This window comes from Variovorax sp. Varisp85 (assembly GCF_047304045.1).
Taxonomy (GTDB): Bacteria; Pseudomonadota; Gammaproteobacteria; order Burkholderiales; family Burkholderiaceae_C; genus Variovorax.
Genome location: NZ_JBGLYN010000045.1, coordinates 26,443 through 52,527, shown reverse-complemented (window position 1 = coordinate 52,527; position 26,085 = coordinate 26,443). Strand labels below are relative to the sequence as shown.

Sequence of the window (26,085 nt, the reverse complement as noted above, 5' to 3'; positions counted from 1 at the left end):
ATTATAAAAATAATTTTGAATTGAGAAATATCTCCATAAGTTGTTGATTTTGTTTGATGAAAAATATGTCTTATATAAGACATAAGAGTCTGCGATTCGATTAAAGTAACTCCACGGCCGCAGCGCCAAACTTCAATCAACCTCACGGAGTGACCATGCCCCAGACCCTCACAGAACAACTGAGCCGCGAACAGCAGATCGCCGCCCTCGAAAAAGAATGGGCCACCGACCCCCGCTGGAAGGGTGTCAAGCGCGGCTACAGCGCGGCAGACGTCGTGCGCCTGCGCGGTTCCTTCCCCATCGAGCACACGCTGGCCAAGCGCGGTGCCGAGAAACTCTGGGACAAGATCAACGGCGGCGCCAAGAAGGGCTACGTGAACGCGTTCGGCGCTATCTCCGCCGGCCAGGCGATGCAGCAGGCCAAGGCCGGCCTGGAAGCCGTGTACCTGTCGGGCTGGCAGGTCGCCGCCGACGGCAACACGTCGGAGACGATGTACCCCGACCAGTCGCTCTATGCGTACGACTCGGTGCCGACGATGGTCCGTCGCATCAACAACACCTTCCGCCGCGCGGACGAAATCCAGTGGGGCCGCGGCATCAACCCCGGCGACAAGGAATTCATCGACTACTTCCTGCCCATCGTTGCCGACGCGGAAGCCGGTTTCGGCGGTGTGCTCAACGCCTTCGAACTCATGAAGAACATGATTGCCTCGGGCGCGGCCGGCGTGCACTTCGAAGACCAGCTGGCCGCCGTGAAGAAGTGCGGCCACATGGGTGGCAAGGTGCTCGTGCCGACACAGGAAGCCTGCGAGAAGCTGATCTCGGCACGCTTTGCCGCCGACGTCATGGGCGTGCCCACCATCGTGCTGGCCCGCACCGACGCGGAAGCCGCGAACCTGATCACCTCCGACCACGACGCCAATGACAAGCCCTTCCTGACGGGCGAGCGCACGCAGGAAGGCTTCTACCGCGTGAAGAACGGCCTGGAGCAAGCCATCAGCCGCGGCGTGGCCTACGCGCCCTACGCCGACCTGGTGTGGTGCGAAACCGGCGTGCCGGACATCGGCTTCGCCCGCGAATTCGCACAGGCGGTGCACGCTGCCTGCCCTGGCAAGCTGCTGTCGTACAACTGCTCGCCTTCCTTCAACTGGAAGAAGAACCTCGACGACAAGCAGATCGCCTCGTTCCAGGAAGACCTGTCGGAGCTGGGCTACAAGTACCAGTTCATCACGCTGGCCGGCATCCACGTCAACTGGTTCAACACCTTCCAGTTCGCCCACGCCTATGCCCGCGGCGAAGGCATGAAGCACTACGTCAACATGGTGCAGGAACCCGAGTTCGCCGCGCGCGACAAGGGCTACACCTTCGTGTCGCACCAGCAGGAAGTGGGCGCGGGTTACTTCGACGACGTGACCACCGTGATCCAGGGCGGCTCGTCCAGCGTGAAGGCGCTGTCGGGTTCGACCGAGGAAGAGCAGTTCCACTGATCCGCGGACGCGGTTTTCGCTGTCACTCTCGAGCCCGGCCACGCGCCGGGCTTTTTTATGGGCAACCCGACGAGGCGCCGGGGCTCCACGGCGCCGCGGCCGCAGCTTGAACGGGCAGAAGTTAGAATCCGCGCCTCTGCACTCAACAAGAGCGAGAAAGGCATCTTGGTTATGACACCGCGAACTACTCCGCAAGGATTCAGCGGCTTTTTCTTCTTCGAAGGAAAAGGCCGGTAGCCCCGCGCTCGCTGGTTTCCGCCAGCTCTTCAACCAGGCAAAGCGCGGCATCCACCGCGCTTTTTGTTTTTCTCCCGAGGTTTCCACATGATCCAGATCACGCTCCCCGACAACTCGCGCCGCGAGTTCCCCGGCCCGGTTTCGGTGGCCGAAGTCGCCCAGTCCATCGGCGCCGGGCTCGCCAAGATGACGGTGGCCGGCAAGATCGACGGCCGGCTGGTCGATGCCAGCGACGTCATCGACCACGACGCCAGGCTGCAGATCATCACGCCCAAGGACGACGAGGGCCTGGAGATCATCCGCCACTCGACGGCCCACCTGGTGGGCCACGCGGTGAAGCAGCTCTATCCGACGGCCAAGATGGTGATCGGGCCCGTGATCGACGAGGGCTTCTACTACGACATCTCCTACGAGCGCCCCTTCACGCCCGAGGACATGGCCGCCATCGAGGCGCGCATGCGCGAGCTGATCGCGCAGGACTACGACGTGATCAAGAAGATGACGCCCCGCGCCGAAGTCATCGAGGTCTTCAAGTCGCGCGGCGAAGACTACAAGCTGCGCCTCGTCGAGGACATGCCCGACGAGCAGGCCATGGGCCTGTACTACCACCAGGAATACGTCGACATGTGCCGCGGCCCGCACGTGCCGAACACGCGCTTCCTGAAGGTCTTCAAGCTCACGAAGCTGGCCGGCGCCTACTGGCGCGGTGACGCCAAAAACGAGCAGCTGCAGCGCATCTACGGCACGGCCTGGGCCGACAAGAAGCAGCTCGACCAGTACATCCAGCGCATCGAGGAAGCCGAGAAGCGCGACCACCGCAAGCTTGGCAAGGAACTCGACCTGTTCCACATCGACGAAGTAGCGCCGGGCGTGGTGTTCTGGCACCCCAAGGGCTGGGCCGTGTGGCAACAGGTCGAGCAGTACATGCGCGGCATCTACCGCGACACGGGCTACTGGGAAGTGAAGGGTCCGCAGATCCTCGACAAAAGCCTGTGGGAGAAAACGGGCCACTGGCAGAACTACCGCGACAACATGTTCACGACGGAGTCGGAGAAGCGCGAATATGCGTTGAAGCCGATGAACTGCCCGGGCCATGTGCTGATCTTCAAGAGCGACCTGCGCAGCTACCGCGACCTGCCGCTGCGCTACGGCGAGTTTGGCCAGTGCCACCGCAACGAGCCCAGCGGCGCGCTGCACGGCATCATGCGCGTGCGCGGCTTCACGCAGGACGACGGCCACATCTTCTGCACGGAAGACCAGATCCTCGACGAGTGCATCGCGTACACGGAGCAGCTGCAGAAGGTTTATGCCGACTTCGGCTTTACGGACATCCTCTACAAGGTGGCCACGCGGCCCGACAACCGCGTCGGCTCCGACGAGCTGTGGGACAAGGCCGAGCATGCGGTGATGGAGGCGCTGCGCCGTTCGGGCGTTGACTTCATCATCTCGTCGGGCGATGGTGCCTTCTACGGCCCGAAGATCGAATACACGTTGAAGGACGCGCTGGGCCGCCAGTGGCAGTGCGGCACGATGCAGGTCGACTTCAACACGGCCGAGCGCCTGGGCGGCGAGTACGTGACGGAATCGAGCGGCCGCGCGCACCCCGTGATGCTGCATCGCGCCATCGTCGGCAGCCTTGAGCGCTTCATCGGCATGCTGATCGAACACCATGCCGGCGCACTGCCCGCATGGCTCGCTCCGGTGCAGGTGGCGGTGCTCAACATCAGCGAAGGGCAGGCCGACTACGCTGCTTCAGTGGCGAAAACGCTGCAGAATCAAGGGCTTAGGGTCCAGCTGGATCTGCACAACGAGAAGATTACGTATAAAATACGGAAGCATTCGTTGCAAAAGCTCCCTTACATCCTCGTCGTGGGCGACAAGGAAAAGGAAGCAGGTGCCGTCGCAGTGCGCGCCCGGGGCAATCAAGACCTCGGAGCAATGTCCCTCGAATCGTTCGTGCAACGGCTCGTCCAGGACGTTGCCGACAAGCGTTGATTTGCCTCTGAAACACCCCATATGTTTCCTAGCCAGATCGTGCCGCTTGTCCGCGAGGACTGACCGGCGTTCGCTACAGATTTTGTAGCAATTTTTGAAGGATTCTGACCATCGCTACTGCATTTCGCGACCGCCGCCACCGCGAGGAACGCCAACACCGCCTGAACCGGGAAATCATGGCCCCGGAAGTCCGCCTTGTAGGCCCGGAAAACGAGCCATTGGGTGTTATGAGCCTCTCGGAGGCCTTGCGCCTCGCCGGCGAGGCCGATGTGGATCTGGTGGAGGTCGTCGCGGCGGCCAACCCGCCGGTATGTCGCCTGATCGAGTACGGCAAGTTCAAGTACCACGAGCAGAAGAAGGCGGCCGAGGCGAAGTCCAAGCAGAAGGTCATCGAGGTCAAGGAAATCAAGTTCCGACCCGGTACCGACGATGGCGACTACAACATCAAGATGCGCAACATCAAGCGCTTTCTTGAGGACGGCGACAAATGCAAGATCACGCTGCGCTTCCGCGGCCGCGAGATCACGCACCAGGAGCTGGGTCTGGCATTGCTGCAGCGCATTCGCGACGAACTGGGCGACCTGATCATGGTCGAGCAGTTCCCGAAGCTCGAAGGCCGGCAGATGATCATGATGATCGCGCCGGGCCGCAAGAAGGCCGGCGGCGGGGTTTCCAAGCCGGCAGCAGACGCTGCGCCGGCAACGGCGCCGGCTGCAACTGCCTGAGGCGTTTGCAGCAGTCAGGGTTTTGAAGGGATTTCGCCGTTGCCGGCACTTTGAAAGAAGAGCGGGCAGGGGCGAGATAAAGAAGTGTCTCGGGGCCAACAAGTCCGTGGAGTATCCATGGCGCCTCACGAGCACAAACTAAAGGAGCATTCACATGCCCAAAATGAAGACCAAGAGCAGCGCGAAAAAACGTTTCCGCGTTCGTCCCGGTGGCACCGTCAAGCGCGGTCAAGCCTTCAAGCGTCACATCTTGACGAAGAAGACCACCAAGAACAAGCGTCACCTCCGTGGTGCAGTCGCAGTGCATGAGACCAACATGGTTTCTGTCGCCGCCATGCTGCCCGGCCGTGGCATTTAACTCAGACGAACAAGGAGTACACACATGCCTCGCGTCAAACGTGGTGTAACGGCTCGCGCCCGCCACAAGAAAGTTCTCGCACTCGCCAAGGGTTTCCGCGGTCGCCGCGGCAATGTCTTCCGCGTCGCCAAACAGGCGGTGATGAAGGCAGGCCAATACGCCTACCGTGACCGTCGTACCAAGAAGCGCGTGTTCCGTCAGCTGTGGATCGCGCGTATCAACGCCGCCTCGCGTGAACTGGGCCTGACCTACAGCCAGTTCGCCAACGGCATCCGCAAGGCCGGTATCGAGATCGACCGCAAGATGCTTGCGGACATCGCCGTGCACGACAAGGCCGCTTTTGCCGGCATCGTGGAGCAGGTCAAGGCCAAGCTGGCTGCTTGATTTTGCACAGCAGGTTGCCGTCTCCGGACGGCTTCTTGCGCCCACGGCTCAAGGGCTGGCGCTTGAAAAGGCTCCAGCTCTTTTTTATTTCCCCTCGAAGATTTTTGTTGCTATGAACGAGTTGGACTCCCTGATAGCCACCGCAGGCGCCGCCTTTGCCCAGGCGAAGACACCTGCAGAGCTCGAAAACGCCAAGGCGCAGTTCCTCGGCAAGTCGGGCCGCATCACCGAGCTGATGAAGGGCATGGCCGCGCTGAGTGTCGAAGAGAAGAAGTCCCGCGGCGCCGCAATCAACGTGGGCAAGCAGTCCATCGAGGCTGCGCTGACCGAGCGCCGCCAGCAACTGGCCGACGAAGAACTCTCGCTGCAACTGCGCGCCGAAGCGCTCGACGTGAGCCTGCCCGGCCGTCGCCGCATTTCCGGCGGACTGCATCCCGTGAGCCGCACCCTGGAGCGCATCGAGGAGATCTTTTCGAGCATGGGCTTCGACGTGGCCGACGGCCCCGAAATCGAGAGCGACTGGCACAGCTTCACTTCGCTCAACAACCCGCCGAATCATCCTGCACGTTCGATGCAGGACACCTTCTACGTCGACCTGAATGGCGACGACGGCATTCCCTACAACCTGCGTCCGCACACCAGCCCGATGCAGGTTCGCTACGCGCATCAGCACATCAAGAAGTACGCGGCCGAATTCGCCGCTGCTGCAGCCGACACCACCGGCACCGTGAAGGCGCCCGAGATCCGCGTGATCGCGCCGGGCCGCACCTATCGCGTCGACAGCGATGCCACCCACTCGCCCATGTTCCACCAGTGCGAAGGCCTGTGGCTCGGCGAGAACGTGAGCTTCAAGGACCTGAAGGTCGTCTTCACCGACTTCTGCCGCACCTTCTTCGAGCGCGATGACCTCGTGCTGCGCTTCCGCCCGAGCTTCTTCCCGTTCACCGAACCCAGCGCCGAGATCGACATCCAGTTCGCGAGCGGCCCGCTGGCCGGCCGCTGGCTCGAGGTGGCGGGCTCGGGCCAGGTGCATCCGAACGTGGTGCGCAACATGGGGCTCGACCCCGAGCGATACATCGGCTTCGCCTTCGGCATGGGCCCCGACCGGCTCACCATGCTGCGCTACGGCGTGAACGACCTGCGCCTGTTCTTCGACGGCGACCTGCGTTTCCTCTCGCAGTTCCAGTAAGCACCCGTCCATAGAAACAGAAACCGAATACGAGATCGAAGAGATGCAATTCCCGGAATCCTGGCTGCGCGAGTTCTGCAACCCGCCCCTCGACAGCGCCGCACTGGCCGAAACGCTCACTATGGGCGGCTTCGAGGTCGAAGAGCGCCGCCCCGTGGCGCCGCCCTTTACCCGCATCGTGGTCGGCGAGATCAAGGAAGCCGTGCAGCACCCCAATGCCGACCGCTTGCGCGTGTGCCAGGTCGACGCGGGGCAGGGCGCCTTGCTCAACATCGTATGCGGCGCACCCAATGCGCGCGTCGGCATCAAGGTGCCCTGCGCGCTGGTCGGCGCCGAACTGCCGCCGGGTGAAGACGGCAAGCCCTTTCTCATCAAGCTGGGCAAGCTGCGCGGCGTCGAGAGCCAGGGCATGCTGTGCTCGGCGCGCGAACTGAAGCTGAGCGAAGACCACGGCGGTCTGCTTGAACTCGCTGCCGATGCGCCCATCGGCGCCGACGTGCGCGACGTACTCAAGCTCGACGACGCGCTGCTCACGCTCAAGCTCACGCCCAATCTGGCGCACGGCCTGAGTGTTTACGGCGTGGCGCGCGAGCTTGCCGCGCTCACGGGTGCGCCGCTCAAGACCCCGGCCATCGAGCCGGTGGCCACGTCGTTCGCCGACGTGCTGCCTGTCAAGGTCGAGGCGCCTGACCTGTGCGGTCGTTTCTCCGGCCGCATCGTGCGCGGCGTGAACACCAAGGTCGCCACGCCCGCGTGGATGGTCGAGCGCCTCGCGCGCTGCGGCCAACGCAGCGTGACGCCGCTGGTCGACATCTCGAACTACGTGATGTTCGAGTACGGCCAGCCCAGCCACATCTTCGACCTCGACAAGATCCACGGCGGCCTCACGGTGCGCTGGGGCAAGGCGGGCGAACAGCTCAAGCTGCTCAATGGCAACACCATCACCGTCGACGACAAGGTCGGTGTGATCGCCGACGACCGTGAAGTCGAATCGCTCGCCGGCATCATGGGCGGGGACGCCACTTCGGTCTCCGACGACACGCGCAACATCTACGTCGAAGCCGCGTTCTGGTGGCCGGAGGCGGTGCAGGGCCGCTCGCGCCGCTTCAACTTCTCGACCGACGCGGGTCACCGCTACGAGCGCGGTGTCGATCCGAGCCGCACGGTGCAGATCATCGAGCGCATCACGCAGCTGATCATTGAAATCTGCGGCGGCGAGGCTGGTAGGATGGACGACCAGACGCTGCGCGTGCCCGAGGCCGTGCCCGTCACGCTGCGCGTGGCGCGCGCCTCGCGCGTGATCGGCATGCCGCTGACGCAGGCGCAGTGCACCGATGCGCTGAGCCGCCTCGGCTTCGCGATCACCGAAGGCGAAGGCATGCTGACCGTGACCCCGCCGCCGCACCGCTTCGACCTGCTGATCGAAGAAGACCTGATCGAAGAGGTCGCGCGCCTGATCGGCTTCAACAACCTGCCGACCATCGCACCGCTCGCACCCATCACCGCCCGCGTGCGGCCCGAGGCGCAGCGCAGCCGGTTCGCGGTGCGCCGCAGCGTCGCAGCGCTGGGCTATCAGGAAACGATCAACTTCAGTTTCGTCGAAGCGCATTGGGAGCAAGACCTCGCAGGCAATGCCAACCCGATCAAGCTGCTGAACCCCATCGCCAGCCAGATGAGCGTGATGCGCTCGTCGCTGCTCGGCTCGCTGCTGCAGGTGCTCAAGTTCAACCTCGACCGCAAGGCGCCGCGCGTGCGCGTGTTCGAGCTGGGCCGCGTGTTCATGCGCGACGACAGCGTCGTCACCACCGACAGCACCGTGCGCGGCGTGAATCAGCCGATGCGCGTGGCGGGCCTCGCCTGGGGCGATGCCGACGAGGCGCGCTGGGACGGCAAGCCGAACCGTGTCGACTTCTACGACGTCAAGGGCGACGTCGAGGCACTGCTTGCACCGCTCGTGCCGGTCTTCGAAGTGGCTGAGCATCCTGCGCTGCACCCGGGCCGTTCGGCACGTGTGCTGGTCGATGGCAAGGCCATCGGCTTCGTCGGCGAACTGCATCCGCGCTGGCGCCAGAAGTGGGACTTCGCCCAGGCGCCGGTGCTGTTCGAACTCGACCTCGACGTCGTCACTGCACGCCCCGTGCCGGTTGCGCAGCCCGTGCCGAAGCACCAGGCCGTGGAGCGCGACCTCGCCGTCGTCGTGGCCGAAGCCGTCACGCACGATGCACTGGTACAGGCCATTCGCACGGCAACAGCCGCACAGGGTCTGCTGCGCGACGTGACGCTGTTCGACATCTATCGTCCGCAGCCATTGCGCGATGGTGCCGTGGTTGCGCCCGGTGCACTGGCCCAAGGAGAGAAGAGCATGGCGGTTCGCCTGACCTTCCAGAACGACGGCGCCACCTTGACGGACGAGCAGGTCGAACCTGCGGTCCGCGCAATCGTCGAACAATTGGGCGCCACGCTCGGCGGCCGCTTGAGGGGATGACGGGAATGAACGCTGCCGAATTCACGCTCGAGGCTCTCGAAACGCCCGCGCTCACCAAGGCGCATCTGGCCGACCTGCTGTTCGAGCAGATCGGCCTGAACAAGCGTGAGTCCAAGGACATGGTCGAGGCGTTCTTCGAACTCGTGGCCAACAGCCTCATCGAGGGCACGGACGTGAAGATCTCGGGCTTCGGCAACTTCCAGATCCGCGTGAAGGCGCCTCGGCCGGGCCGCAATCCGCGCACCGGCGAGGCGATTCCGATCGGCGAGCGCCGCGTGGCCACGTTCCACGCGAGCGCCAAGCTCAAGGAACAGATTCACGGAAGCATCGACCAGAACGGCGCAGCCGAAGTCGAGTGGAGCTTGGGCGCGGAATAGTGCTTGGTGCTGTGCGCCCGGGTGGAGTAATCTCTAAGGTTTCCCGCGCACAGTCTTGATTTCAATGGAGAAAACGCTCCCACCGATTCCCGTCAAACGCTACTTCACCATCGGTGAGGTCGGCGAGTTGTGTGGCGTCAAGCCGCACGTGCTGCGCTATTGGGAGCAGGAGTTCACGCAGCTGCGGCCGATGAAGCGGCGCGGCAACCGCCGCTACTACCAGCACCACGAGGTGCTGATGATCCGCCGCATCCGCGATCTGCTCTACGACCAGGGCTTCACGATCAGCGGAGCGCGCAACAAGCTGCAGGAACTCGTGCAGGGCGAGCGCGACCGTCGCAAGGCAGGAGAGGTGCCGCTTGAAGGCGTGGAGGCCATCGAGATCGATCAGGAAGAATTCGACGCCGCGGTGGTGCAGGAGTCCGCTGCACCCGCTGCTGCGCAGACGGTCGATCTGTCGCAGTTGTTGCACCTGCGGCGCGAACTCTTTGAAATTCGTGAGCTGTTGACCATCGGACGCTGAATTTCAACCGCTATAATCGAGAGCTTCGGTGTGTGGCGCAGCCTGGTAGCGCACTTGCATGGGGTGCAAGGGGTCGAAGGTTCGAATCCTTTCACACCGACCAATAAAACGTCCAAGGGCGTCCGGTTTCATCCACCGGACGCCCTTTTTCATTGGGGAACTGGGCGAATCGCATCCGCTGGCATACACTGAAATCCGGTGACTGCCAGCGCCAAGTGGGGGTACAAAAGGGGGTACAAACCGCCTGAACCCCCTGGGATGGCGGTTTTGTACCCCCACCCCCATGGATGTACCCCATGCCGTTGACCGATGCCGCATGCCGCAACGCCTCCTGTCCACCTGACCGAAAGCAGGCACGCTACGCCGATGCGGGCGGCCTCTATCTGGAGGTTTCGGCCTCGGGTTCTCGCCGATGGTTCTGGAAGTTCAGGATCGCGGGGGTCGAGAAAAAATTCGCCTTGGGCTCCTATCCCGACGTGAGCCTTGCGGCGGCGAGGAAGGCCCGTGACGCCGCCAAGGCCCAGAAGGCTTCCGGAATCAATCCCATACAGGCGCGCCAGGTCGTCAAGCTCAAGGCGGCCGTGAACACCGGCGATACCTTTCGAGAGACGGCGCTCGAGTGGTTCGACAAGCACCATGAGCGCTGGAGCGGCCACTACGCCACGCGCGAGAAGCGCAACCTGGAAAAGGACCTGTTTCCGTATTTCGCTACTCGTCGCATCAGCGAAATCGAGGCCATCGAGTTGTTGGCGGCCCTGCGCCGTGTCGAGGAGCGTGGCGCTCTCGACGTGGCCGGCCGCGTGCTGATGACGGCACGGGCGGTGTGGCGCTACGCGGTCGCCACCGCGCGGGCGCCGCGCGATATCACGGTGGATCTCAAGGGAGCACTTACGCCCCACAAGACGCGGCACTTCGCGGCGATCACCGATCCGGCCCAGTTGGGGACGCTGATACGTGTCATCCGGGGCTACCAAGGCGGAGCCATCGTGCGCACGGCGCTTCAACTGGCGCCCATGCTTTTTCAACGCCCCAACGAACTTCGGGCCGCAGCCTGGGCCGAGATCGATCTCGACGGCGCGCTCTGGACGGTGCCCGCTGCGCGGATGAAGCGGCGCATCGATGGCAAGCAACATGGTGATCCACACTTGGTGCCTTTGCCCAGGCAGGCTGTGGAACTGCTGCGCAAGCTGCACCCCATTACGGGCCGCAGTACGCTGGTCTTCCCGGGCGAGCGCAGTCATGAGCGGCCGATCTCGGACAACACCCTGCGTGCAGCGCTTCTAACCTTGGGGTACGGCCCGACCGTGCAGACGGTTCATGGCTTTCGGGCGACAGCCAGGACCCTGCTGGCTGAAACGCTGGAGGTCGACCCGTTGGTGATCGAAGCCCAGTTGGCGCACGCCGTCAAGGACGCCAATGGGCGCGCCTACAACCGTACGCAATACCTCAAGCAGCGCACCGTGATGCTCCAGCGGTGGGCGGACTATCTGGATGTGCTGGCTGCCAAAGCGGGTTCTCCGGCGGTTGAGTTGAAAGCTGCCGCATGAGATCGGCCCTAGCCGGGTGTTAGTACGGCCTTCCCGATCCGCCGTAAAGCGCCGCCGACGACCGTTCTTTGTCGAGGGCGTCACGCGTCACCGCTGCGGAAAGCGGCCCTTCACTAATCCGTTCCAAGAGGCGAACATCAGCTTCCTGCGCTGTAGCGAACGGAAAGCCTCGGGCCAGGAGCAAACGTCGACAAGCGACTGCTTTTGGAAGACGTTCACGGCTTCTGATGCGCGTAGGTCGACGCGTCAGCTCGCCGCGAGCCGTCTACCTTGGAAGGTCAAAGTCCATGAGGTATTCGACGGCGGTCAATCCAGCGAAGGCGAACAGCATTCGGTCGAGGTTACCCAGCGTGACGTTGGCTTCTTTGCAGACACCCCTGAGGCAGTCCTCGACAGACAGGTATATCGAGCGACTCGATTGCAGATTTGAGAACTTGCGGTTGTACCCGAGGTGAGTGTTCAGAAGGCCAACCACTCGCTGGTCGAGCGCGATTACGTCGTGCGAAAGTCCCACTGTAATCATGAGGTCAGAGACACTCTTGCGCTTGAATAGAAGCTTCGAGCGCTTGAGCAGCTCTTCACGCGTTGCATCAGGGCCGTCACGCGGAAGACCCTCCAGAAGCACAACACGAGTGCCTCGAACGATGCTTGGGTTGGCGACCGCGGCTGCCAGGCGTCGAGCGGCCTTGTTCCTGAACCGGGTCGCTTTGAACTTCGCGAGTTGATTCTCGATGTACGTACCCTTGTCTCGCTTGGTCGAGAGCGTGCTGAGGGAGAGAGCCGACTCGAACTCGAAACGATTGCCAATGCGATGAAGCTTCTCCATCGGCACGGCCGAGCCCATCACGCAGACTTGCGAGACGATGTGGCTCCAGAGTTCTTCGTCCGAGAGCATCTTCCAACGGCCCAGCGCCGGCGTTTTCGCGTGGGATGCAAGCTTCCCAATGACGTGGAGAAGCTTGCGCTTGGTTTCTGGCTGAATCGTGGTGACTGGCTTGCGGCCGATCATTTCTGTCTTCACATCCTCTCCTTGGCTTCCGCCCGCCTGAGTTTGCAACGAAGCTCGTCGCGGCTGTGGTCGCTCGTCTGCAACGTCTCAGCTGTGCCCAACGAACTTTGAAGGACGAGCCCGACTCTTTTTGGCGTTGAGGCGAGACACGTCGGAGTGTGTGACGGGTCAATGTCGTGACGATTGATTTGGTAGCTTTCGGTCTAGGCGCGACCATCAACCTTCGCCAGCGAACGGCGGCTTCCCGTGCCTCGGGGCGGACCGCGAGGTCTTGGGTGCCACGACAGCTTGCGCGAGGGGCGGCATCGGCCTCTAACTGGCGGGGTCTGAATAACCCGCAGATGTCGGCGTCGCCTCAGTGGCGATGCGCAACAGGTAGTCCTGGTCAATTGTGTGGACCTTCATCACGCCTCGCTTTGACGCGCTCGACTCGTAGTGACAGATGTCGACGACAAAGATGTAAATCGTCTTACCGCCAACGGTCAGGCAGGGTGCAAGTTGCCCGGACACCGCGAAAGGGAAGTCCAGCGTCTCCGGGCAGGTCTTGTAAACAACTAAGTACCCGACTTCCTGGTTGAAGTCCCGTGCATAGGTATGAACTTGGTGCACACCGCTTGCGAGATACGAGATGCCGCGTCGGCCACCATCGAAGACCTTGGCGTCCAGGACCAGCTCAGGTGCCACGAGGTCCGCTTCTCCAGATACAGACTGAGGTTCAACGTGGAAATCGAGCCCCTGATCGAAGAGGTAGGCATAAAGGTGCCTCGCGAGCTTTCTCTCATCTCCAGCTGCCAGCCCCGCAAGCACTTCGCGCTCGAACCACTCTACCTTGCGTTTGTACTTAACCAACAAAGAGAGGACCGCACCCTGTTGGTCGAGTGCGTCGTCGACATACTCATACAACGGTTCAAGGAACATCTCGCGAAACTGGTTGAGCGCCTCGTCGTGCTTCCTCTCGTTTGAGAGAGCATGGCCAATGTTGACTTCTGGGCCTAGATGATTTGCTAGAGGCTGCAGGGCGCAGTGCTGCATGACACGGTAGACGAAGCCGAACTGTTCAGCTTCCGTTGTGAACTCGGCAATCTCGTGATTCCTCGTGATGGCCGCAATCTCGGCGGTGTATGGCGCGGCTTCTGCTTCAAGCTTTGCGAGAATTCCTGCCGTCAATGGCTGGGCTTGCAAGTAGGCCCAAAACTGCACGATCGAACTGTGAAACAGCAGGTAGGAGCATGAGTTGAGGCGCCGGAAGCGCTTCTGTAGCTGGAAGCGGATGCGCTGTAGGTAGGCGGAGTCCATTGTCAAAGCCTGATGGTAATGTTGTTGAGCTTGGCGATTGCGTTTTCGAGTTCTTGCATCACCGTGTGGAACTGCCGCCGGGCTTTGCGGCACTCGTTCATATGGTCATTCAGCTGAATGTTCGCCTTGCAGCCACGGCAAATGAGTACGTCCCGAAGCCGTGCGTCTCGGTAGAAAATCTTCGTAGCGAAGCTGCATTTGGGGCATTCCACCTCAAAATCGAATCGGTCAAGATCAATCACTTCAGGTCCGTATCAGTGGCATCGTCGTGGTCATCGTATGCGATCCGAGCCTCTATTGACCACCGTGCTTCCTGCCGACATGCCCTCCGCTGTGGGGCTTTCTTCGGGGGCACCCCAGTGCGGAGCCAGCCGGCAGCCTTGTGGCAGAGAAGCCAGGTTAGCGGATGTCGCCGATGGGTGGGGAGCACCAGTTCCCTGCGAGGGGAAGCAGTCTCCGGGAGGGGCCTGTCCGCTGGCGTGAAGGATGCGCCCGACGGGTTGCCAAGGGCAGGTTCGCGCCGTCCGGGCGGCTCGGTCCGGTTCATCGAATCAAGTCGTGCGCCCGTTCATGCGCTCCGCGATCCACGATTGCACTGCGCTCTCTGGCCATGCCGCGGTGCGCTGACCGGCTTTCACCGATAGCGGAAAAATCCCCCTGCGCATTTGTTCGTAGATGGCTGACCTGCGCAGGCCGGTGAGGTGCTCGACTTCAGGCAGTCTGAGAAGCCTGTCGGGGGCGCGCTTGATCGTCTGCGCCAGCGGCATCGTTGAGTCGGAGCAGAGGAGCGTGAGCGCCTCCTGCAGCAGACGTGCCGCTTGCCGGGCTCGTTGAGCCGTGAGGTCGGTGGCGACGAACGCGCTCGATTCATGGTTGGTTTGGGCTCGCATGAGCATTGCCTTTCGGTTCTTCCGCAGCGCGTCCAATGCCGTTGCGGGACGTCCGTAGGTTGCCAGGGATGTCCTTCGAGACCGACTCGCTGTAGCGATGCGAGGCGTACCGGAGCGGGGGCGTGCGATTCGAAAAGGGCGCTCAGCACATGGCGAACCTTCGTGCACACTGACCAAAGTGGGTGTTGGGCCGATACCCTTCAGTTTCCTCCCTTCTTCCTTTGCAGCAGGAACGCCTTGCGCTCGGCTCGTGCTTCGGCGACTTGCTTCAGTTCGGCGTAGGACTTTGCGTGGAGAACCGCTCCGCTGGGGTTCTTCACGTTCGGGTTCACGACCACGGCGAAGTAGGTGGGCGGCGATTTGGGCCCTGCATTGCGAAAGATCTGCACCCGCATGCCGCTGTGCACATACTCTTCGACGACCTGGTCACGGTCCGAGGGTTCTGAGTGCGGTATCTGTGCCTTCACATGACGTGCACCATCTTCCGCGGCGATCGGGTAGACGTGCAGCTCCAAAACCCGGGCGTTCAACCCCACCTGAATTGCCGATCGCAGTGCGGCCTTGGTGGCCTCCGCGCCCTGGTCCGCGAGCGGGTTCATCTCGATGAGAATGTGCGCAAGGACTCGGTGGTTTTCGGTCATGTTGGGTTCCGATCGTTTCTGCGAAGGTTGGGGTGATGTGGTCTGGGGCGCGCCTCATTCCGGCCACCAAAGCGGCCGTGCCGGCTGCATCGCTTCGGCACGCAACGCGTCGGCCAACTCATGCACGGGGTCCTTGAGACTGCTTCGCAGAAGGGCGATCCATGTGCGCAGTGCGTCATCCTCGGGTTGATCGCTGGCGATCCCCTCCAGGCGCGACAGCACATTCAGGGCACTGTGATAGGCCGTCAGGGATTGGCCGACCGCGACGGCGCGAGGCAGTTGATTCGCCCGCGCCTCGCGGCGCTGGGCACGCGCCTGCTCTGCGGCCATCGCGATGTTGTGTGCCTGGGCTGCTTCCCGCTCCTGCTTTCGTCGGATGGCGGCTTCTTCGGCCAGCAGCTTGGACCTGAGCGCTTCGGCTTCCGGGAATGCGATCAGGGCGCGTGTGATCTCCGGGAGTTGCTGCTCCAGTTGTTCGCGGCTGCCTGTCCACTGGCGGGCGATGACGTGCCAGTCTCTCTCCAGCTTCAGCTTGTAGCCATCGAGGGCCCTGTACTCATCCCGATGAAGGAGGAAATCTTGGCGCTTGGGTTGCGCGATCTTCTCCACCTGTTCGGAGAAGTTCAGCCTGATGGCGCCGCCCGCGCGCCGGATCTCAACCGTGTTCGATGTGTCTCCCCGGCCAGCGACGACCTGACAGCCTCCTGCGATCAGTCCACGGATGAGCGCTTCGTGGAAACGGAGAATCCAGTCGATGTGGGTCAAGGTCGCGGTGATGCGCAGGCAGCCGCTGCCGGAGGTGTATCGGCCCGAGGACATCCTGTGGCTCGACATGGCGCCGAAGAAGGGCTTGCGCAGCCGTCTGGCTCCTTCCGCCTCCACTGCCAACTTCGCCTCATCGCGCTCGATGGATTGGAAGAAGCGAGTGGTCTTCGCCACCAGTGCGTGGCAGTGGTCGAGTGAGGGCGGTACATCGATGGGCTGCAGCGCAACGGCGTCCTTGGCCCGGGAAAACGCCTGCTGGACCTGCTGAATCCTCGTGGCGTCGGAGGAGCGGGCCGCCGTGGTGTCTTTCTCCGGCAGGTGGATTTCGTGATCGACGTCGGAAGGCGGCAGCGGGGCCTGCACACAGATCTTGCCGGCCGCGAGACGGGTCCAATAGCCAACTGGTGGAACAGGGATGTTGTATCGGCGGCAGAGCTTGGAGAGTCCGACATCGGACAGGCCGAGATTCGGCCCCAGATGGCGAAGCGGTGTCTGCCAGACCAAGGCATACAGTTCGGATCGTTTCACGCACATCTCCATCGTCAGATAAAACGAAGGCTCCCGGCCAAACCGATGAGCGTCGCCGAGCCGTCGCTGGCGGGTGGGCTGTTGACGCAGACGCTCAAGAGCACACTGGCGCTGGCGGAGCTGCCGGCGCTTGATCACCCGACCATGGCCGGGGGCGAAGATCCTGTTGTTTGTGGAACTCGGGCTGCCCTTATTCGCGAAGGCCCCACTCTCCGGCGGGACGCCCGGCCAGTTTCGGCTTCGACCTTCGCGTGGCGAACGGCATAGTCGAGCAGGTCTACCACCTGCTGGGGTCGCTCACGCCGGCCATGGGCGTGGAAGGCCACGAGGTAGAAACAGGCCGCCAATATCAATGGCATCCACAGGTACATGTTGCTGTCGTACTTGAGCAATGTCGACGCCGCCATGGCTGACGCCGTCAATGCGGGGAACAGGCCGAGCTTTCGCAAGTCGCCTGTGAGCAGGCCGACCCGCCCATCGAAGATGTCCCATCGGTGGCGGTACTGCAGCAGCGCATATTCCAGCGTCGCCTTGTCGTAGCTGCCGAACTGGGTCAGAAAGTCTGCATCGGCCTGAATGTCGAGCTTGATGCGCGCGAGCAGCCCGGGAAACCGTTGCCTGCGATGACGCCAGAGCAGATGCCCCACATTGAAGGTGGCGGTCAGCAGATAAGCCAGTCCAAACAGGAGCATGACGGTATAGAGCGGGGAGACGCTGGCAGCGAGCTTTTGCGAAGGCCATGCGTGCCGCCCCCATGCGGCACTCAGCAGTAGTGCCATGGTGGCCAAGTAGCCGCAGAGGATCGCCTTTTCCAGGCGACGCATTTGCGCAGAGGGCTGAAACGCGCTGTCTTCGCGCTGAACCAGCGTCATTTCCTGCAGCAACGAGAACAGTGGATCGAGAGAGTCGGGCTTGAGCATCGATTTTGAGTGGGCGAATCAGTTCGTCGAAATATCCGGCGAATGTCATTCTGGCTGACGCAGGGCGTCTCCGGCCGTGGCGGTGATGGCCGGCCGCGCTGTCGTGCATGCGCATCGAGCCACCCCTGGCGTCTCGCCCCTCTGGGCTTCCATCGTTCCCTCGCGCCGCTCGGCTGACGCCTTCGGCCCGGTTCGCTGATCCGGGCCTGCGCGCTTCGCTTGCGTGGGGTCTGCGACGAAGGCGGCCATTGCCTGTCCAGCCATCTTTCCTTCCCTCATCACCTTGTCCGCGACCGTAGCGCGCGCCGGGTCGCCGTCAAGGCGCGCCAGGCCGTGTCCTCGCCTTCGGTTGCGGGCCGCACCACCCCTGGCGCTTCTTCCTTGACGGCGACCCGGCACGCGCTCCTGTGGCCGCGGGCGATGAACTCAGGAAAGACGGTGGCAACGAGGCCAACCGGGTTCTTCGTGCCGACCCCACCGGAAGACCCGAAGAGGGCTCCGAATCTAGGAATCCGGTGAGGCTGTTTTCAACAGCCAACTTCGTCAGGAGAAATCATCATGCAACTTGCATCCCGTTTCGCGAACCACTCGCCGGTGCTGCGCTCGGAAAATCCCTTGTCGGATGCCCGATCGAGCTTGCCAAGGAGACCGGCAAGGCCTGGATTGGAGCCAGCGGACGCGACCGCGCTTCCACTACGTTGTCGAGATGAAGCCCGAGCCCGGCTGGGGTCTCGAACTGTTGCGCTGGTACGACCGGGGGCACCTGCCCGCGCTGGCTGCGGCGCGGGGCTGCATACGCGCCCAGCGCTTCTGGAACAACGATGACGACCTGGAGCGATCGCGTGCGGCCTTATTTCATGAAGCCCGTGCGCACCATGTTTGCGCTGGTGGCCTCCGCAGGGCCGTAGCTACGGCGCGGCGGATCAATCCAGCGCGAACTGGCGCTGTTCCTTCGGCGCAATGCCGGCCTGACGCACGACTTCGCGCCAGCGCGCCAGGTCCGACTTCATCCGCAGCGCGAGTGCGTCGGGGCTGCCGGGCTCGACCAGCGCGCCTTGGCTCTCGAAGCGCCGGACGACGTCCGGATCGGCCAGCACCTCGTTCAGCGCCTGATTGAGGTGCGAGACGACCGCGGCGGGCGTGCCCGCCGGCGCAAACAGTCCATACCATTGGACGACATCCACCCCAGTGACACCCAGCTCCGAAAGTGTCGGCACGTCCGGCAGGGCGGCGAGGCGTTTCGAGCCCGCCACGGCCAGGGCCCACAACTGGGCTGCGCGGATGAACGGATAGGCCGTGAACAGGCTCGGGAACATGATCTGCGAGCGGCCTTGCACCGTCTCCGCGATCGCAGGCGCGGCACCCTCGCAGGTCGTGCTGGCCATCGAAGTGCCGCTGCTGAGCTGAAAGAGCTCGGCCGCGAAATGCGGCGGCGTGCCGTCACCGGCGGAGGCGTAGCTTAGGCTGCGGGGTGTCGTCTTCAGCCGCTCGATCAGTTGCTGCACTTGCGGTATGCCCGCGTCCGGATGGGCGACCATCAGGGTCGAGGAAGAGCCCACGAGCCCTACCGGCTCGAAATCGGCGGCCGGATCGTAGGCCAGCTTCTGCAGCGCGGGGTTCATCGCGTGGGTGCCGACATAGCCGAACATCAGCGTGTGGCCGTCCGGCGTTGCCCTGGCCACGTACTCGCTCGCGATGGCACCGTTGGCTCCGGCGCGGTTGTCGACCAGGATCTCCTGGCCGAGCAGCGGCCCGAGCTTCGCCGCGATGATGCGGGCCATCGTGTCGTTGCCGCCGCCTGCGCGCGTGGGCACGATGATCGTCAGCGCCTTGTGCGGGAACCGGGAAGTGCTCGCGGCCTGCGGCTGCGGCCGCGAGAACACGTAGTCGGGCAGGTACATCTCGCCCTGCATGATCTTGCGCGCCGTGCGCAGGAGCGCGGCGTGATCCACCGCGGCGGTGTCGCCGGTGCCCTTGAGCTCGACCTCGATGTCGATCTGCCCCGCGGGATGCAGCACGACCAGCCTGTGGGTTCCGGCGGCGCGCGCGACGCCGCTGGCGACCGTTCCCGGCAGCGCGAAGGCGCTCGCCACGCCGATGGCGCCCGTCACCGCATGCGAGGCGTGGCACTTGCGCGGCGTGAAGTAGCGCGAGGTGATGCTGTCGTCCGTATCGCCCGCGCTCACGAGCACCGGCTTTGGCACGACGCTGTCAGACACGTCGCCCAGGCCCATCCTGCGGCCCGCCTCCAGTCGCAGCGTCTCGAGGCGCTCGAGCAGTCCGATGTTGGCGTCGAGCGCGGCGGGCTTCTCGCGCCCGGTGAGGCCCAGGTCGCTGGCGCGCACGATCATCAACGGCATGGCGGCGTCGATGCAGGTCACCTCCACGCCGTCGATCGTGTCGATGCGCCTGCCGGTCGGGAAAACCTGGCCCGTGACCGCGCCCCAGGCGTCCAGGAAGTTCAGCAGGATCGGCGCCGCCGTGCCCGCCACCCCGTCGATGCGCGCATCGCCTTCGTACGTCACGCGACCGCCAGGGGTGTGCACCGTCACGTCGATGCGCGAGCCGGTGTTGACGTTGTGCACGCGAACGAGGGTGGTGCCGTTCCTGGCCGGCACCAGGCCCTGCTCGATCGCGAAAGGCGCGACGCCCGATAGCATGTTGCCGCAGTTCGGCCGCGTGTCCACTGAGCGATGCCCGACGCCCACCTGCGCGAACAGGTAGTCGACGTCGCACTCAGGCCGCGACGAACGCGAGACGATGGCCACCTTGCTGTTCAGGGTGCTTCCGCCGCCCACGCCGTCGAGCTGGAGCGGGTCGGAGGCGCCTATCGCGCCGATGAGCGCCTGGTCGCGCGCCTCGTCGCCGTCCGGCAGCCATTCGCGCAGGAAGAACGGCCCGCGCGAGGTGCCGGCGCGCATCAGCACGCAGGGAATCGATCTGTTCATGTTCAGTCCGCGCTCAATCCGCGCTGATCCTGGCGGCCTGGACCACCTTCTTCCACTTGACCTGCTCCTGCGCCACGTAGGCGCGCATCTGCTCGGGGGTCATGGTCGAGACCTCGGCGCCGTGATCCTCCAGCCGCTTGATCACGCTCTTGTCTGCGAGCACTTCGTTGAGCACCTTGTTGAGCTGCGCGACGATGGGTGCGGGCGTTTTCGCCGGCGCGAAGATGCCGTACCACTGCGAGACGTCGACATCCGCGATGCCCTGCTCCTGCAGCGTGGGAACGTCGGGCATGAGCGCTGAGCGCTTCGTGCCGGCCACGCCCAGGGCTTTGAGCTTGCCGGCCTTGACGTAGGGCACCGCCGTGAAGAGGCTCGGGAACATCACCTGGGTCTGTCCGGCGAGGGTGTCGGTGATGGCCGGTGCCGAGCCCTTGTAGGGCACGTGCAGCATGCTGGTGCCGGTCGAGAGTTTGAACATCTCGGCCGCGAAGTGCGGCGCGGTGCCGTTGCCGGCCGAGGCGTAGCTCGTCTTGTCCGGCGCGGTCTTGAGCAGGGCCACGAGTTCCTTCGCGCTGGCCGCCTTGACCGAGGGGTTGACCACCATCACCGTGGCCGATGAGCCCAGCATGCCGACCGGCTCGAAGTCCTTGACCGGGTCGTAGCGCAGCTTCTGCAGCGCCGGGTTCATCGCATGCGTCGCGATGTAGCCGAGCATGAGCGTGTAGCCGTCGGGCGCCGCGCGCATCACGTACTCGCTGGCAATGGCCCCGTTGGCGCCCGCCTTGTTGTCGACGATGACAGGCTGCTTGAGGATGGCCGACATGGCCTGGCCGACGACGCGCGCCATGGCGTCGTTGGCGCCGCCCGCGGCGGTCGGCACGATCAGCGTGATCTGCTTTTCAGGAAAGGCGGCGGCCGCGCTTGCGCAGGTCAGGCATGCCCCCAGCGCGACGGCGCCGAGGAAGCGAATTTTCTGCATCTTCAATTTGTCTGCTCCGGTGGATTTTTGAAAGCTCGGGAGGCTCTTGCGTGGCCCTGGTGCGCATGTTCTTCCGACGCCTGAGTTCTGTAAATTGCATGTTTAGGATCGATTGATGCACACTGTCTATCAATCAGATCGAGTCGGAGCACTGCCATGGCCATCAACTTCAATCTCAACGACCTGCAGGCGTTCCGCGCGGTGGCGGAACTCAACAGCTTTCGCAAGGCCGCCGAGGCGCTGCACGTCTCGCAGCCTGCGTTCAGCCGCCGCATCGAGAAGCTGGAGGAGGCGCTCGGCGTGAAGCTGCTCGACCGCACCACCCGTCGCGTGAACCTGACCTCCGTGGGGCGCGAATTCGACCGCAAGGTGCAGCAGCTGCTGGACGACCTCGATCACACGCTGCTGGGCATCCGCGGTGTCGCGGCCACGCGCATGGGCGAGGTGAAGATCGCCTGCGTGCCGTCGACGGTCTACTACTTCCTGTCGCAGGTGATCTCGCGCTACCACGAGCGCTACCCGAAGATCCGGGTCAAGGTCCTCGACGCGAGCGCGAACGAGGTGCTGGCGACCGTCTCCAGCGGGGAGGCCGACTTCGGGCTCAACTTCGTGGGCGGGCAGGAGCCGGATATCGAATTCAAGCCGCTGCTGGAGGAGCGCTTCGTCGCGGCCTGCAGGCGCGACCATCCGATCGCCAGGAAGCGCCGCGTGAGCTGGACCGAGCTGGCGCAGTACGACTACATCTCGGTGAGCAAGGCGTCCGGCAATCGCCTTCTGCTGGACCAGGCGCTCTCGGAGGTGGCCGGTCGCCCGCAGAGCATCTACGAGACCCAGCATGTCACGACGATGCTCGGCCTCGTCGAGGCGGGTCTCGGGGTCGCGGCGGTCCCCTCGATCGCCATGCCTGACGCGGACCATCCGCTGCTGGTGAGCGTTCCGCTCCACGACCCCACCATCACCCGGACGATCGGCCTCATCCGGCGCAAGGGCCGAAGCCTCTCCCCGGCCGCGCAGCAGCTCTACGCCTTCTTCTCCGAGATGAAGACCAAGCCTGGCAAGCCCGCAGGCCGCCGTGCGGCGAACGAAGCGACCGGGGTCAGGCGCGCCTGAGGCCTGCCCGCCGTCCACCGCTCGATGCGTCGATCAGTGCTCGGTCAGGGCGTCGGGCCGGCGTGCCCCAGCGGCGCGGCGAAGTCCTTTGGGCCTTCTTCGAGCTCGTGCTCGGTCCTGGCGTAGTTCGCGGCCAACTCGCGCTGCAGCACCTCCCGGTCGCAGGCCTTTTCCCAGATGGAGACGACGATGCACGCCACCGCGTTGCTGATGGTGCTGGTGAGTGCGCGTGCCTCGGACATGAAGCGGTCGATCCCCACGATCAGCGCGACGCCGGCTACGGGCAGGTCGGGCATGACGGTGAGCGTGGCCACCAGCGCGACGAAGCCGCTGCCCGTCACGCCCGCCGCGCCCTTGGAGGTGAGCAGCATGATGCCCAGCATCGAGCCGATCTGGAGCCACGACAGGTGGATGTCGCAGGCCTGGGCGATGAACATCGACGCCAGCGTCAGGTAGATGGCCGTGCCGTCCAGGTTGAACGAATAACCGGTCGGCAGCACCAGCCCGACCACGCCCTTCTTGCAGCCGAGCCGTTCGAGCTTCTGCAGGAGCCGCGGAAGCACCGGCTCGCTGGACGAGGTGCCCAGCACCACCAGCAGTTCCTCCCTGATGTAGCGCAGCAGCTGCCAGAGCTTGAATCCGTGCAGGCGCGCGAGTGCGCCGAGGATCACGACGACGAAGAAGATGCAGGCGACGTAGAAGGTTCCGATCAGCAGGCCGAGCGATCCGATGGACTTGATGCCGTAGCGGCCCACCGTGAAGGCCATCGCTCCGAAGGCGCCGATCGGCGCGAGCCGCATGATGATGCCGAAGGCTGCGAAGAGCATGTGGGAGAAGCCGTCGATGCCGTCGAGCACGGGCTTGGCGGAGCTTCCTATGCGGGTGAGCCCGAAGCCGCAGAGCACCGCCAGAAGCAGCACCGGCAGCACCTCGCCCTCGGCGAACGCGCCGACGAAGGCGTTGGGGATGATGTGCATCACGAAGTCGGTGAACCCGTGGATGTGGACCTGGTTCGCGAAGCGCGTGGCGACCGACGCATCGAGGTTCCTCGGGTCGATGTGCATCCCGGCGCCCGGCTGCAGCAGGAACACGGTGACCAGGCCGGTGAGGAGCGCCAGGACCGTCAGCGCGTAGAAGAGCCCCATCGCCTTGAGCAGGGTCTTGCCGATTTCCTTGGAGTCGCCCAGCGAGGTGATGCCGCTCACGATGGTGCAGAACACCACCGGCGCGATCATCATCTTGACCAGCTTGACGAAGCCGTCGCCCAGCGGCTTGAGTGCGGCGCCGAACTCGGGCCAGTAGTGGCCCACCGCGATGCCGAGGATCAGGCCCGCGAGAACCTGCACATAGAGAAGTTTCGATAGCTTGCGGATGTTCATGACCTTGTCTCCGGGGTGGGGGCGCACGAATGCATGCCGGTCTGCGCCGGCTCCGTCTGCTGCGGTGAAGAAGGCGAGGGCGGCGCTCAGCCGCGCGCGGCCAGCACGCGGTCGACCATGACGCCGGCCTGGCCGAGGTGGTTGGCCGGCTCGCACATGGCCTCGAGCTGCGCGCGCGTCACGTGCCTGCCGATCTCGGTGTGCGCGGCAAGGATCTCGATCAGTGGCCGGTTCTCGGCGATCGCCTGGCGGCACAGGTCGTACACCAGGTCGTGCGCGTACTCGCGGCCGATGTAGGGACCCAGGCCCATCATCACGGCCTCGGACATCACCAGGCCGTTGGTGATGTCGATGTTGGCGCGCATGCGGGTGGCGTCCACCTCCAGGCCCTTCAGGATGAACCTGGTCTGCTTCAGGGCGCCCGACATCAGGCAGAAGATCTCGGGCAGCGACACCCACTCGATCTCCCAGGGGCCGGTGGAACGCTCGTGGTCCGCTACCATCGCGTCCATCAGGGCGGCGGCGTGCTGGCGGGCCACCGAGATGTTGGCGTGGATGTAGAGGCAGGAGATCGGGTTGCGCTTCTGCGGCATGGTCGACGACGAGCCGCGGCCCGGCGCGAAGGGCTCGAACACCTCGGCCACTTCGGTCTGCATCATCAGCTTGACGTCCATCGCGATCTTGCCGAGCGAGCCGCCGACCAACCCAAGGAACGCGCCGACCTCCGCGATGGTGTCGCGCACCGTGTGCCAGGAGATCAGCGGCTGGGCGAGCCCCAGTTCCTTCATCAGCCCCGCCTGAGTTTCCATCGCGCCCTTCTCCAGCGAGGAGAGCGTGCCCGATGCGCCGCCGAATTCGCCCATCAGCACGCGCGGCTTGAGTTGTTGCAGGCGCTCGCGGTGGCGGTCGATGCCGGCCAGGATGCTGGCCATCTTGTAGCCGAAGGTGATGGGCGTGGCCTGCTGCAGGTTCGAGCGGCCGATGATCGGCGTGTCGCGGTACTTGCGTGCCAGGGCCGCGAGCGCTTCGCCGATCTCGTCGAGGTCCTGCTCGACGAGGGCGAGCCCTTCGCGCATCTGCAGCACCGCGGCCGTGTCGGTGATGTCCTGCGTGGTCGCGCCCCAGTGGCAGTACTCGCCGAGCTTGTCCCTGCAGTTGGCGTTGATCTGGTTGACGACCGCGATGATGGGGTAGCCGATCTGCTCGGTCTTGGCCTTCAGCTTGACCCAGTCGATCTGCGACAGGTTGCAGTTCCTGACGATCTCGTCGGCCGCTTCCTTGGGAATGATGCCGAGCTCGCCCTGGACCTTGGCAAGGGCGCGCTCGATGTCGAGGTACTTCGCGGTCCGGTTCTCGTCGGACCAGACTTCGCGCATGCGCGCGTCGCTGAACATGTCGCCGAATATCCGCGAATCGATGATGGTGGAAGCCATGGTGCTTTGTCTCCTTCTGCGATGGAGGTGGATGAATGAAATCAGTCGCGGGCCAGCGCCAGCGTGCGTTGCGCCTGCAGCACCACGGGCCGGTCGACCATGCGGCCGTCCAGCCGCGCGGCCCCCGGCGACGCGGCATCGGCGGCCAGCACGCGCCGCGCCCAGTCCAGCGCCTGCGCGCTCGGCTGCAGGGCCGCGTGGATCGGCTGCACCTGGCGCGGATGGATGCACAGCTTGGCGCCGAAGCCCGTCTGCCGCGCTTCGGCAAGATCCGACAGGAGGCGAGTCTCGTCGTCCAGCTGTGGCGTGACACCCGACACCGGCGCGGGCAGGCTCGCCACGCGAGAGGCGATGGCGATGCGGCTGGCCGCGTAGGCGAGGCCGCGCGCGTCCGTCGCGATGTCCATGTCGAGGTCGAGCGCGAAGTCGAGCGTGCCGAACACCAGGCGTTGCACGCCGGCGGCCGCGATGGATTCCACCTGCGCCACGCCCTGGGCACTCTCGACGAGGGCGAGGACGGCCGCGCCGGGCAGCGCGGCACGCACGCGGGCGATCTGCGCGGCCGATTCGGCCTTGGGCAAGAGCACCTCGGCCGCTGCCGCGTCGCCCAGCGCGGCGAGGTCGGCAGCGAACCACGGCGAGCCGGCGTCGTTGATGCGCACCACGGTGCGCGACCTGTCGGCAGGGCTCACACCCTGCAGCCACGCCACGACGATGGCGCGCGCATCGGCCTTGTCGGCAGGGGCGACGGCGTCCTCGAGATCGAGCACGATCCGGTCGGCACCGCTGGCCAGCGCCTTGCCGAAGCGGTCCGGATGCGTGCCGGGCACGAAGAGGTAGGTGCGGGCGGAATGCCTATGTTCACCAGACATGGCGCGGC

The 26,085-nt window shown here is 64.3% G+C and carries 23 protein-coding genes and 1 tRNA gene; 12 read left to right on the top strand and 12 right to left on the bottom strand.

Annotation, left to right across the window (positions count from 1 at the left end):
- The first annotated feature begins 155 nt into the window (after positions 1-155).
- From aceA to ACCC97_RS18320, 11 genes are all read left to right on the top strand, one after another.
- Positions 156-1,487, top strand: a complete 1,332-nt coding sequence (gene aceA, locus ACCC97_RS18370) for an isocitrate lyase (protein ID WP_007832492.1) — start codon at positions 156-158, stop codon at positions 1,485-1,487.
- A 324-nt stretch (positions 1,488-1,811) separates the two neighbouring features.
- A complete protein-coding gene (gene thrS / locus ACCC97_RS18365; RefSeq protein ID WP_413334227.1) occupies positions 1,812-3,719 on the top strand; it encodes a threonine--tRNA ligase in 1,908 nt (635 codons plus the stop codon).
- 101 nt (positions 3,720-3,820) lie between these two features.
- The gene (gene infC, locus ACCC97_RS18360) at positions 3,821-4,444 is read left to right on the top strand and encodes a translation initiation factor IF-3 (protein ID WP_081502643.1); all 624 of its coding nucleotides are present in this window, start codon (positions 3,821-3,823) and stop codon (positions 4,442-4,444) included.
- Between the two features lie 154 nt (positions 4,445-4,598).
- A complete protein-coding gene (gene rpmI / locus ACCC97_RS18355; protein ID WP_007832497.1) occupies positions 4,599-4,802 on the top strand; it encodes a 50S ribosomal protein L35 in 204 nt (67 codons plus the stop codon).
- 24 nt (positions 4,803-4,826) lie between these two features.
- The gene (gene rplT, locus ACCC97_RS18350) at positions 4,827-5,186 is read left to right on the top strand and encodes a 50S ribosomal protein L20 (RefSeq protein ID WP_007832499.1); all 360 of its coding nucleotides are present in this window, start codon (positions 4,827-4,829) and stop codon (positions 5,184-5,186) included.
- Between the two features lie 112 nt (positions 5,187-5,298).
- Entirely contained in the window at positions 5,299-6,375 is a 1,077-nt protein-coding gene (pheS, locus tag ACCC97_RS18345) for a phenylalanine--tRNA ligase subunit alpha (RefSeq protein WP_413334225.1), read from the top strand.
- 43 nt (positions 6,376-6,418) lie between these two features.
- Complete coding sequence (gene pheT / locus ACCC97_RS18340; protein ID WP_413334223.1) at positions 6,419-8,860, top strand: phenylalanine--tRNA ligase subunit beta; 2,442 nt, start codon at positions 6,419-6,421, stop codon at positions 8,858-8,860.
- Positions 8,861-8,865: 5 nt separating this feature from the next.
- Positions 8,866-9,237 carry an integration host factor subunit alpha gene (locus tag ACCC97_RS18335; protein ID WP_042673257.1) on the top strand — a complete coding sequence of 124 codons (372 nt, stop codon included), beginning with the start codon at positions 8,866-8,868 and terminating at the stop codon, positions 9,235-9,237.
- Between the two features lie 64 nt (positions 9,238-9,301).
- Positions 9,302-9,760 carry a MerR family transcriptional regulator gene (locus tag ACCC97_RS18330; RefSeq protein WP_007832504.1) on the top strand — a complete coding sequence of 153 codons (459 nt, stop codon included), beginning with the start codon at positions 9,302-9,304 and terminating at the stop codon, positions 9,758-9,760.
- A 26-nt stretch (positions 9,761-9,786) separates the two neighbouring features.
- A tRNA-Pro gene (locus ACCC97_RS18325) sits at positions 9,787-9,863 on the top strand.
- Positions 9,864-10,056: 193 nt separating this feature from the next.
- Positions 10,057-11,307 (top strand): site-specific integrase, encoded by a 1,251-nt coding sequence (locus ACCC97_RS18320; RefSeq protein ID WP_209535025.1) that lies wholly within the window; start codon positions 10,057-10,059, stop codon positions 11,305-11,307.
- Positions 11,308-11,572: 265 nt separating this feature from the next.
- On the opposite strand, the gene ACCC97_RS18315 is transcribed toward ACCC97_RS18320, so the two are convergent.
- The 9 genes from ACCC97_RS18315 to ACCC97_RS18275 form a co-directional block, all read right to left on the bottom strand.
- Entirely contained in the window at positions 11,573-12,328 is a 756-nt protein-coding gene (locus ACCC97_RS18315; protein ID WP_209535027.1) for a hypothetical protein, read from the bottom strand.
- 300 nt (positions 12,329-12,628) lie between these two features.
- On the bottom strand, positions 12,629-13,612 hold the full coding sequence (locus ACCC97_RS18310) for a hypothetical protein (protein WP_209535029.1): 984 nt from the start codon (positions 13,610-13,612) through the stop codon (positions 12,629-12,631).
- Positions 13,613-13,614: 2 nt separating this feature from the next.
- The gene (locus tag ACCC97_RS18305) at positions 13,615-13,854 is read right to left on the bottom strand and encodes a hypothetical protein (RefSeq protein WP_209535031.1); all 240 of its coding nucleotides are present in this window, start codon (positions 13,852-13,854) and stop codon (positions 13,615-13,617) included.
- Positions 13,855-14,163: 309 nt separating this feature from the next.
- Positions 14,164-14,502, bottom strand: a complete 339-nt coding sequence (locus ACCC97_RS18300; protein WP_413334220.1) for a helix-turn-helix transcriptional regulator — start codon at positions 14,500-14,502, stop codon at positions 14,164-14,166.
- A 200-nt stretch (positions 14,503-14,702) separates the two neighbouring features.
- Complete coding sequence (locus ACCC97_RS18295) at positions 14,703-15,143, bottom strand: hypothetical protein (RefSeq protein ID WP_209535033.1); 441 nt, start codon at positions 15,141-15,143, stop codon at positions 14,703-14,705.
- Between the two features lie 54 nt (positions 15,144-15,197).
- Positions 15,198-16,436, bottom strand: coding sequence for a hypothetical protein (locus ACCC97_RS18290; protein WP_209535036.1), 1,239 nt, complete (start codon positions 16,434-16,436; stop codon positions 15,198-15,200).
- A 134-nt stretch (positions 16,437-16,570) separates the two neighbouring features.
- Entirely contained in the window at positions 16,571-17,356 is a 786-nt protein-coding gene (locus tag ACCC97_RS18285; RefSeq protein WP_209535037.1) for a hypothetical protein, read from the bottom strand.
- Between the two features lie 923 nt (positions 17,357-18,279).
- Positions 18,280-20,304 carry a 4-oxalomesaconate tautomerase gene (locus ACCC97_RS18280; protein ID WP_209535039.1) on the bottom strand — a complete coding sequence of 675 codons (2,025 nt, stop codon included), beginning with the start codon at positions 20,302-20,304 and terminating at the stop codon, positions 18,280-18,282.
- A 13-nt stretch (positions 20,305-20,317) separates the two neighbouring features.
- Positions 20,318-21,283: a tripartite tricarboxylate transporter substrate binding protein gene (locus tag ACCC97_RS18275; RefSeq protein WP_209535041.1), complete on the bottom strand. Its 966-nt coding sequence runs from the start codon at positions 21,281-21,283 to the stop codon at positions 20,318-20,320.
- Positions 21,284-21,439: 156 nt separating this feature from the next.
- Between ACCC97_RS18275 and ACCC97_RS18270 the strand changes: the two genes are divergently transcribed.
- Entirely contained in the window at positions 21,440-22,393 is a 954-nt protein-coding gene (locus ACCC97_RS18270) for a LysR family transcriptional regulator (protein WP_209535042.1), read from the top strand.
- A gap of 44 nt (positions 22,394-22,437) precedes the next feature.
- Here ACCC97_RS18270 and dctA read toward each other — a convergent pair whose 3' ends face one another.
- The 3 genes from dctA to ACCC97_RS18255 all read right to left on the bottom strand — a co-directional run bounded on the left by dctA (position 22,438) and on the right by ACCC97_RS18255 (position 26,077).
- Positions 22,438-23,772: a C4-dicarboxylate transporter DctA gene (gene dctA / locus ACCC97_RS18265; RefSeq protein WP_209535044.1), complete on the bottom strand. Its 1,335-nt coding sequence runs from the start codon at positions 23,770-23,772 to the stop codon at positions 22,438-22,440.
- Between the two features lie 86 nt (positions 23,773-23,858).
- Positions 23,859-25,205: a 3-carboxy-cis,cis-muconate cycloisomerase gene (pcaB, locus tag ACCC97_RS18260; RefSeq protein ID WP_145745837.1), complete on the bottom strand. Its 1,347-nt coding sequence runs from the start codon at positions 25,203-25,205 to the stop codon at positions 23,859-23,861.
- A gap of 41 nt (positions 25,206-25,246) precedes the next feature.
- On the bottom strand, positions 25,247-26,077 hold the full coding sequence (locus ACCC97_RS18255) for an HpcH/HpaI aldolase/citrate lyase family protein (RefSeq protein ID WP_209535046.1): 831 nt from the start codon (positions 26,075-26,077) through the stop codon (positions 25,247-25,249).
- Positions 26,078-26,085 lie beyond the last annotated feature (8 nt).

Bases quoted from the DNA above. Each gene is read 5' to 3' on its own strand.
- aceA (WP_007832492.1), top strand. From the start codon at position 156: ATGCCCCAGACCCTCACAGAACAACTGAGCCGCGAACAGCAGATCGCC.
- thrS (WP_413334227.1), top strand. From the start codon at position 1,812: ATGATCCAGATCACGCTCCCCGACAACTCGCGCCGCGAGTTCCCCGGC.
- rpmI (WP_007832497.1), top strand. From the start codon at position 4,599: ATGCCCAAAATGAAGACCAAGAGCAGCGCGAAAAAACGTTTCCGCGTT.
- rplT (WP_007832499.1), top strand. From the start codon at position 4,827: ATGCCTCGCGTCAAACGTGGTGTAACGGCTCGCGCCCGCCACAAGAAA.
- pheS (WP_413334225.1), top strand. From the start codon at position 5,299: ATGAACGAGTTGGACTCCCTGATAGCCACCGCAGGCGCCGCCTTTGCC.
- pheT (WP_413334223.1), top strand. From the start codon at position 6,419: ATGCAATTCCCGGAATCCTGGCTGCGCGAGTTCTGCAACCCGCCCCTC.
- ACCC97_RS18335 (WP_042673257.1), top strand. From the start codon at position 8,866: ATGAACGCTGCCGAATTCACGCTCGAGGCTCTCGAAACGCCCGCGCTC.
- ACCC97_RS18330 (WP_007832504.1), top strand. From the start codon at position 9,302: ATGGAGAAAACGCTCCCACCGATTCCCGTCAAACGCTACTTCACCATC.
- ACCC97_RS18320 (WP_209535025.1), top strand. From the start codon at position 10,057: ATGCCGTTGACCGATGCCGCATGCCGCAACGCCTCCTGTCCACCTGAC.
- ACCC97_RS18310 (WP_209535029.1), bottom strand. From the start codon at position 13,612: ATGGACTCCGCCTACCTACAGCGCATCCGCTTCCAGCTACAGAAGCGC.
- ACCC97_RS18300 (WP_413334220.1), bottom strand. From the start codon at position 14,502: ATGCGAGCCCAAACCAACCATGAATCGAGCGCGTTCGTCGCCACCGAC.
- ACCC97_RS18295 (WP_209535033.1), bottom strand. From the start codon at position 15,143: ATGACCGAAAACCACCGAGTCCTTGCGCACATTCTCATCGAGATGAAC.
- ACCC97_RS18285 (WP_209535037.1), bottom strand. From the start codon at position 17,356: ATGCTCAAGCCCGACTCTCTCGATCCACTGTTCTCGTTGCTGCAGGAA.
- ACCC97_RS18280 (WP_209535039.1), bottom strand. From the start codon at position 20,304: ATGAACAGATCGATTCCCTGCGTGCTGATGCGCGCCGGCACCTCGCGC.
- ACCC97_RS18275 (WP_209535041.1), bottom strand. From the start codon at position 21,283: ATGCAGAAAATTCGCTTCCTCGGCGCCGTCGCGCTGGGGGCATGCCTG.
- ACCC97_RS18270 (WP_209535042.1), top strand. From the start codon at position 21,440: ATGGCCATCAACTTCAATCTCAACGACCTGCAGGCGTTCCGCGCGGTG.
- dctA (WP_209535044.1), bottom strand. From the start codon at position 23,772: ATGAACATCCGCAAGCTATCGAAACTTCTCTATGTGCAGGTTCTCGCG.
- pcaB (WP_145745837.1), bottom strand. From the start codon at position 25,205: ATGGCTTCCACCATCATCGATTCGCGGATATTCGGCGACATGTTCAGC.
- ACCC97_RS18255 (WP_209535046.1), bottom strand. From the start codon at position 26,077: ATGTCTGGTGAACATAGGCATTCCGCCCGCACCTACCTCTTCGTGCCC.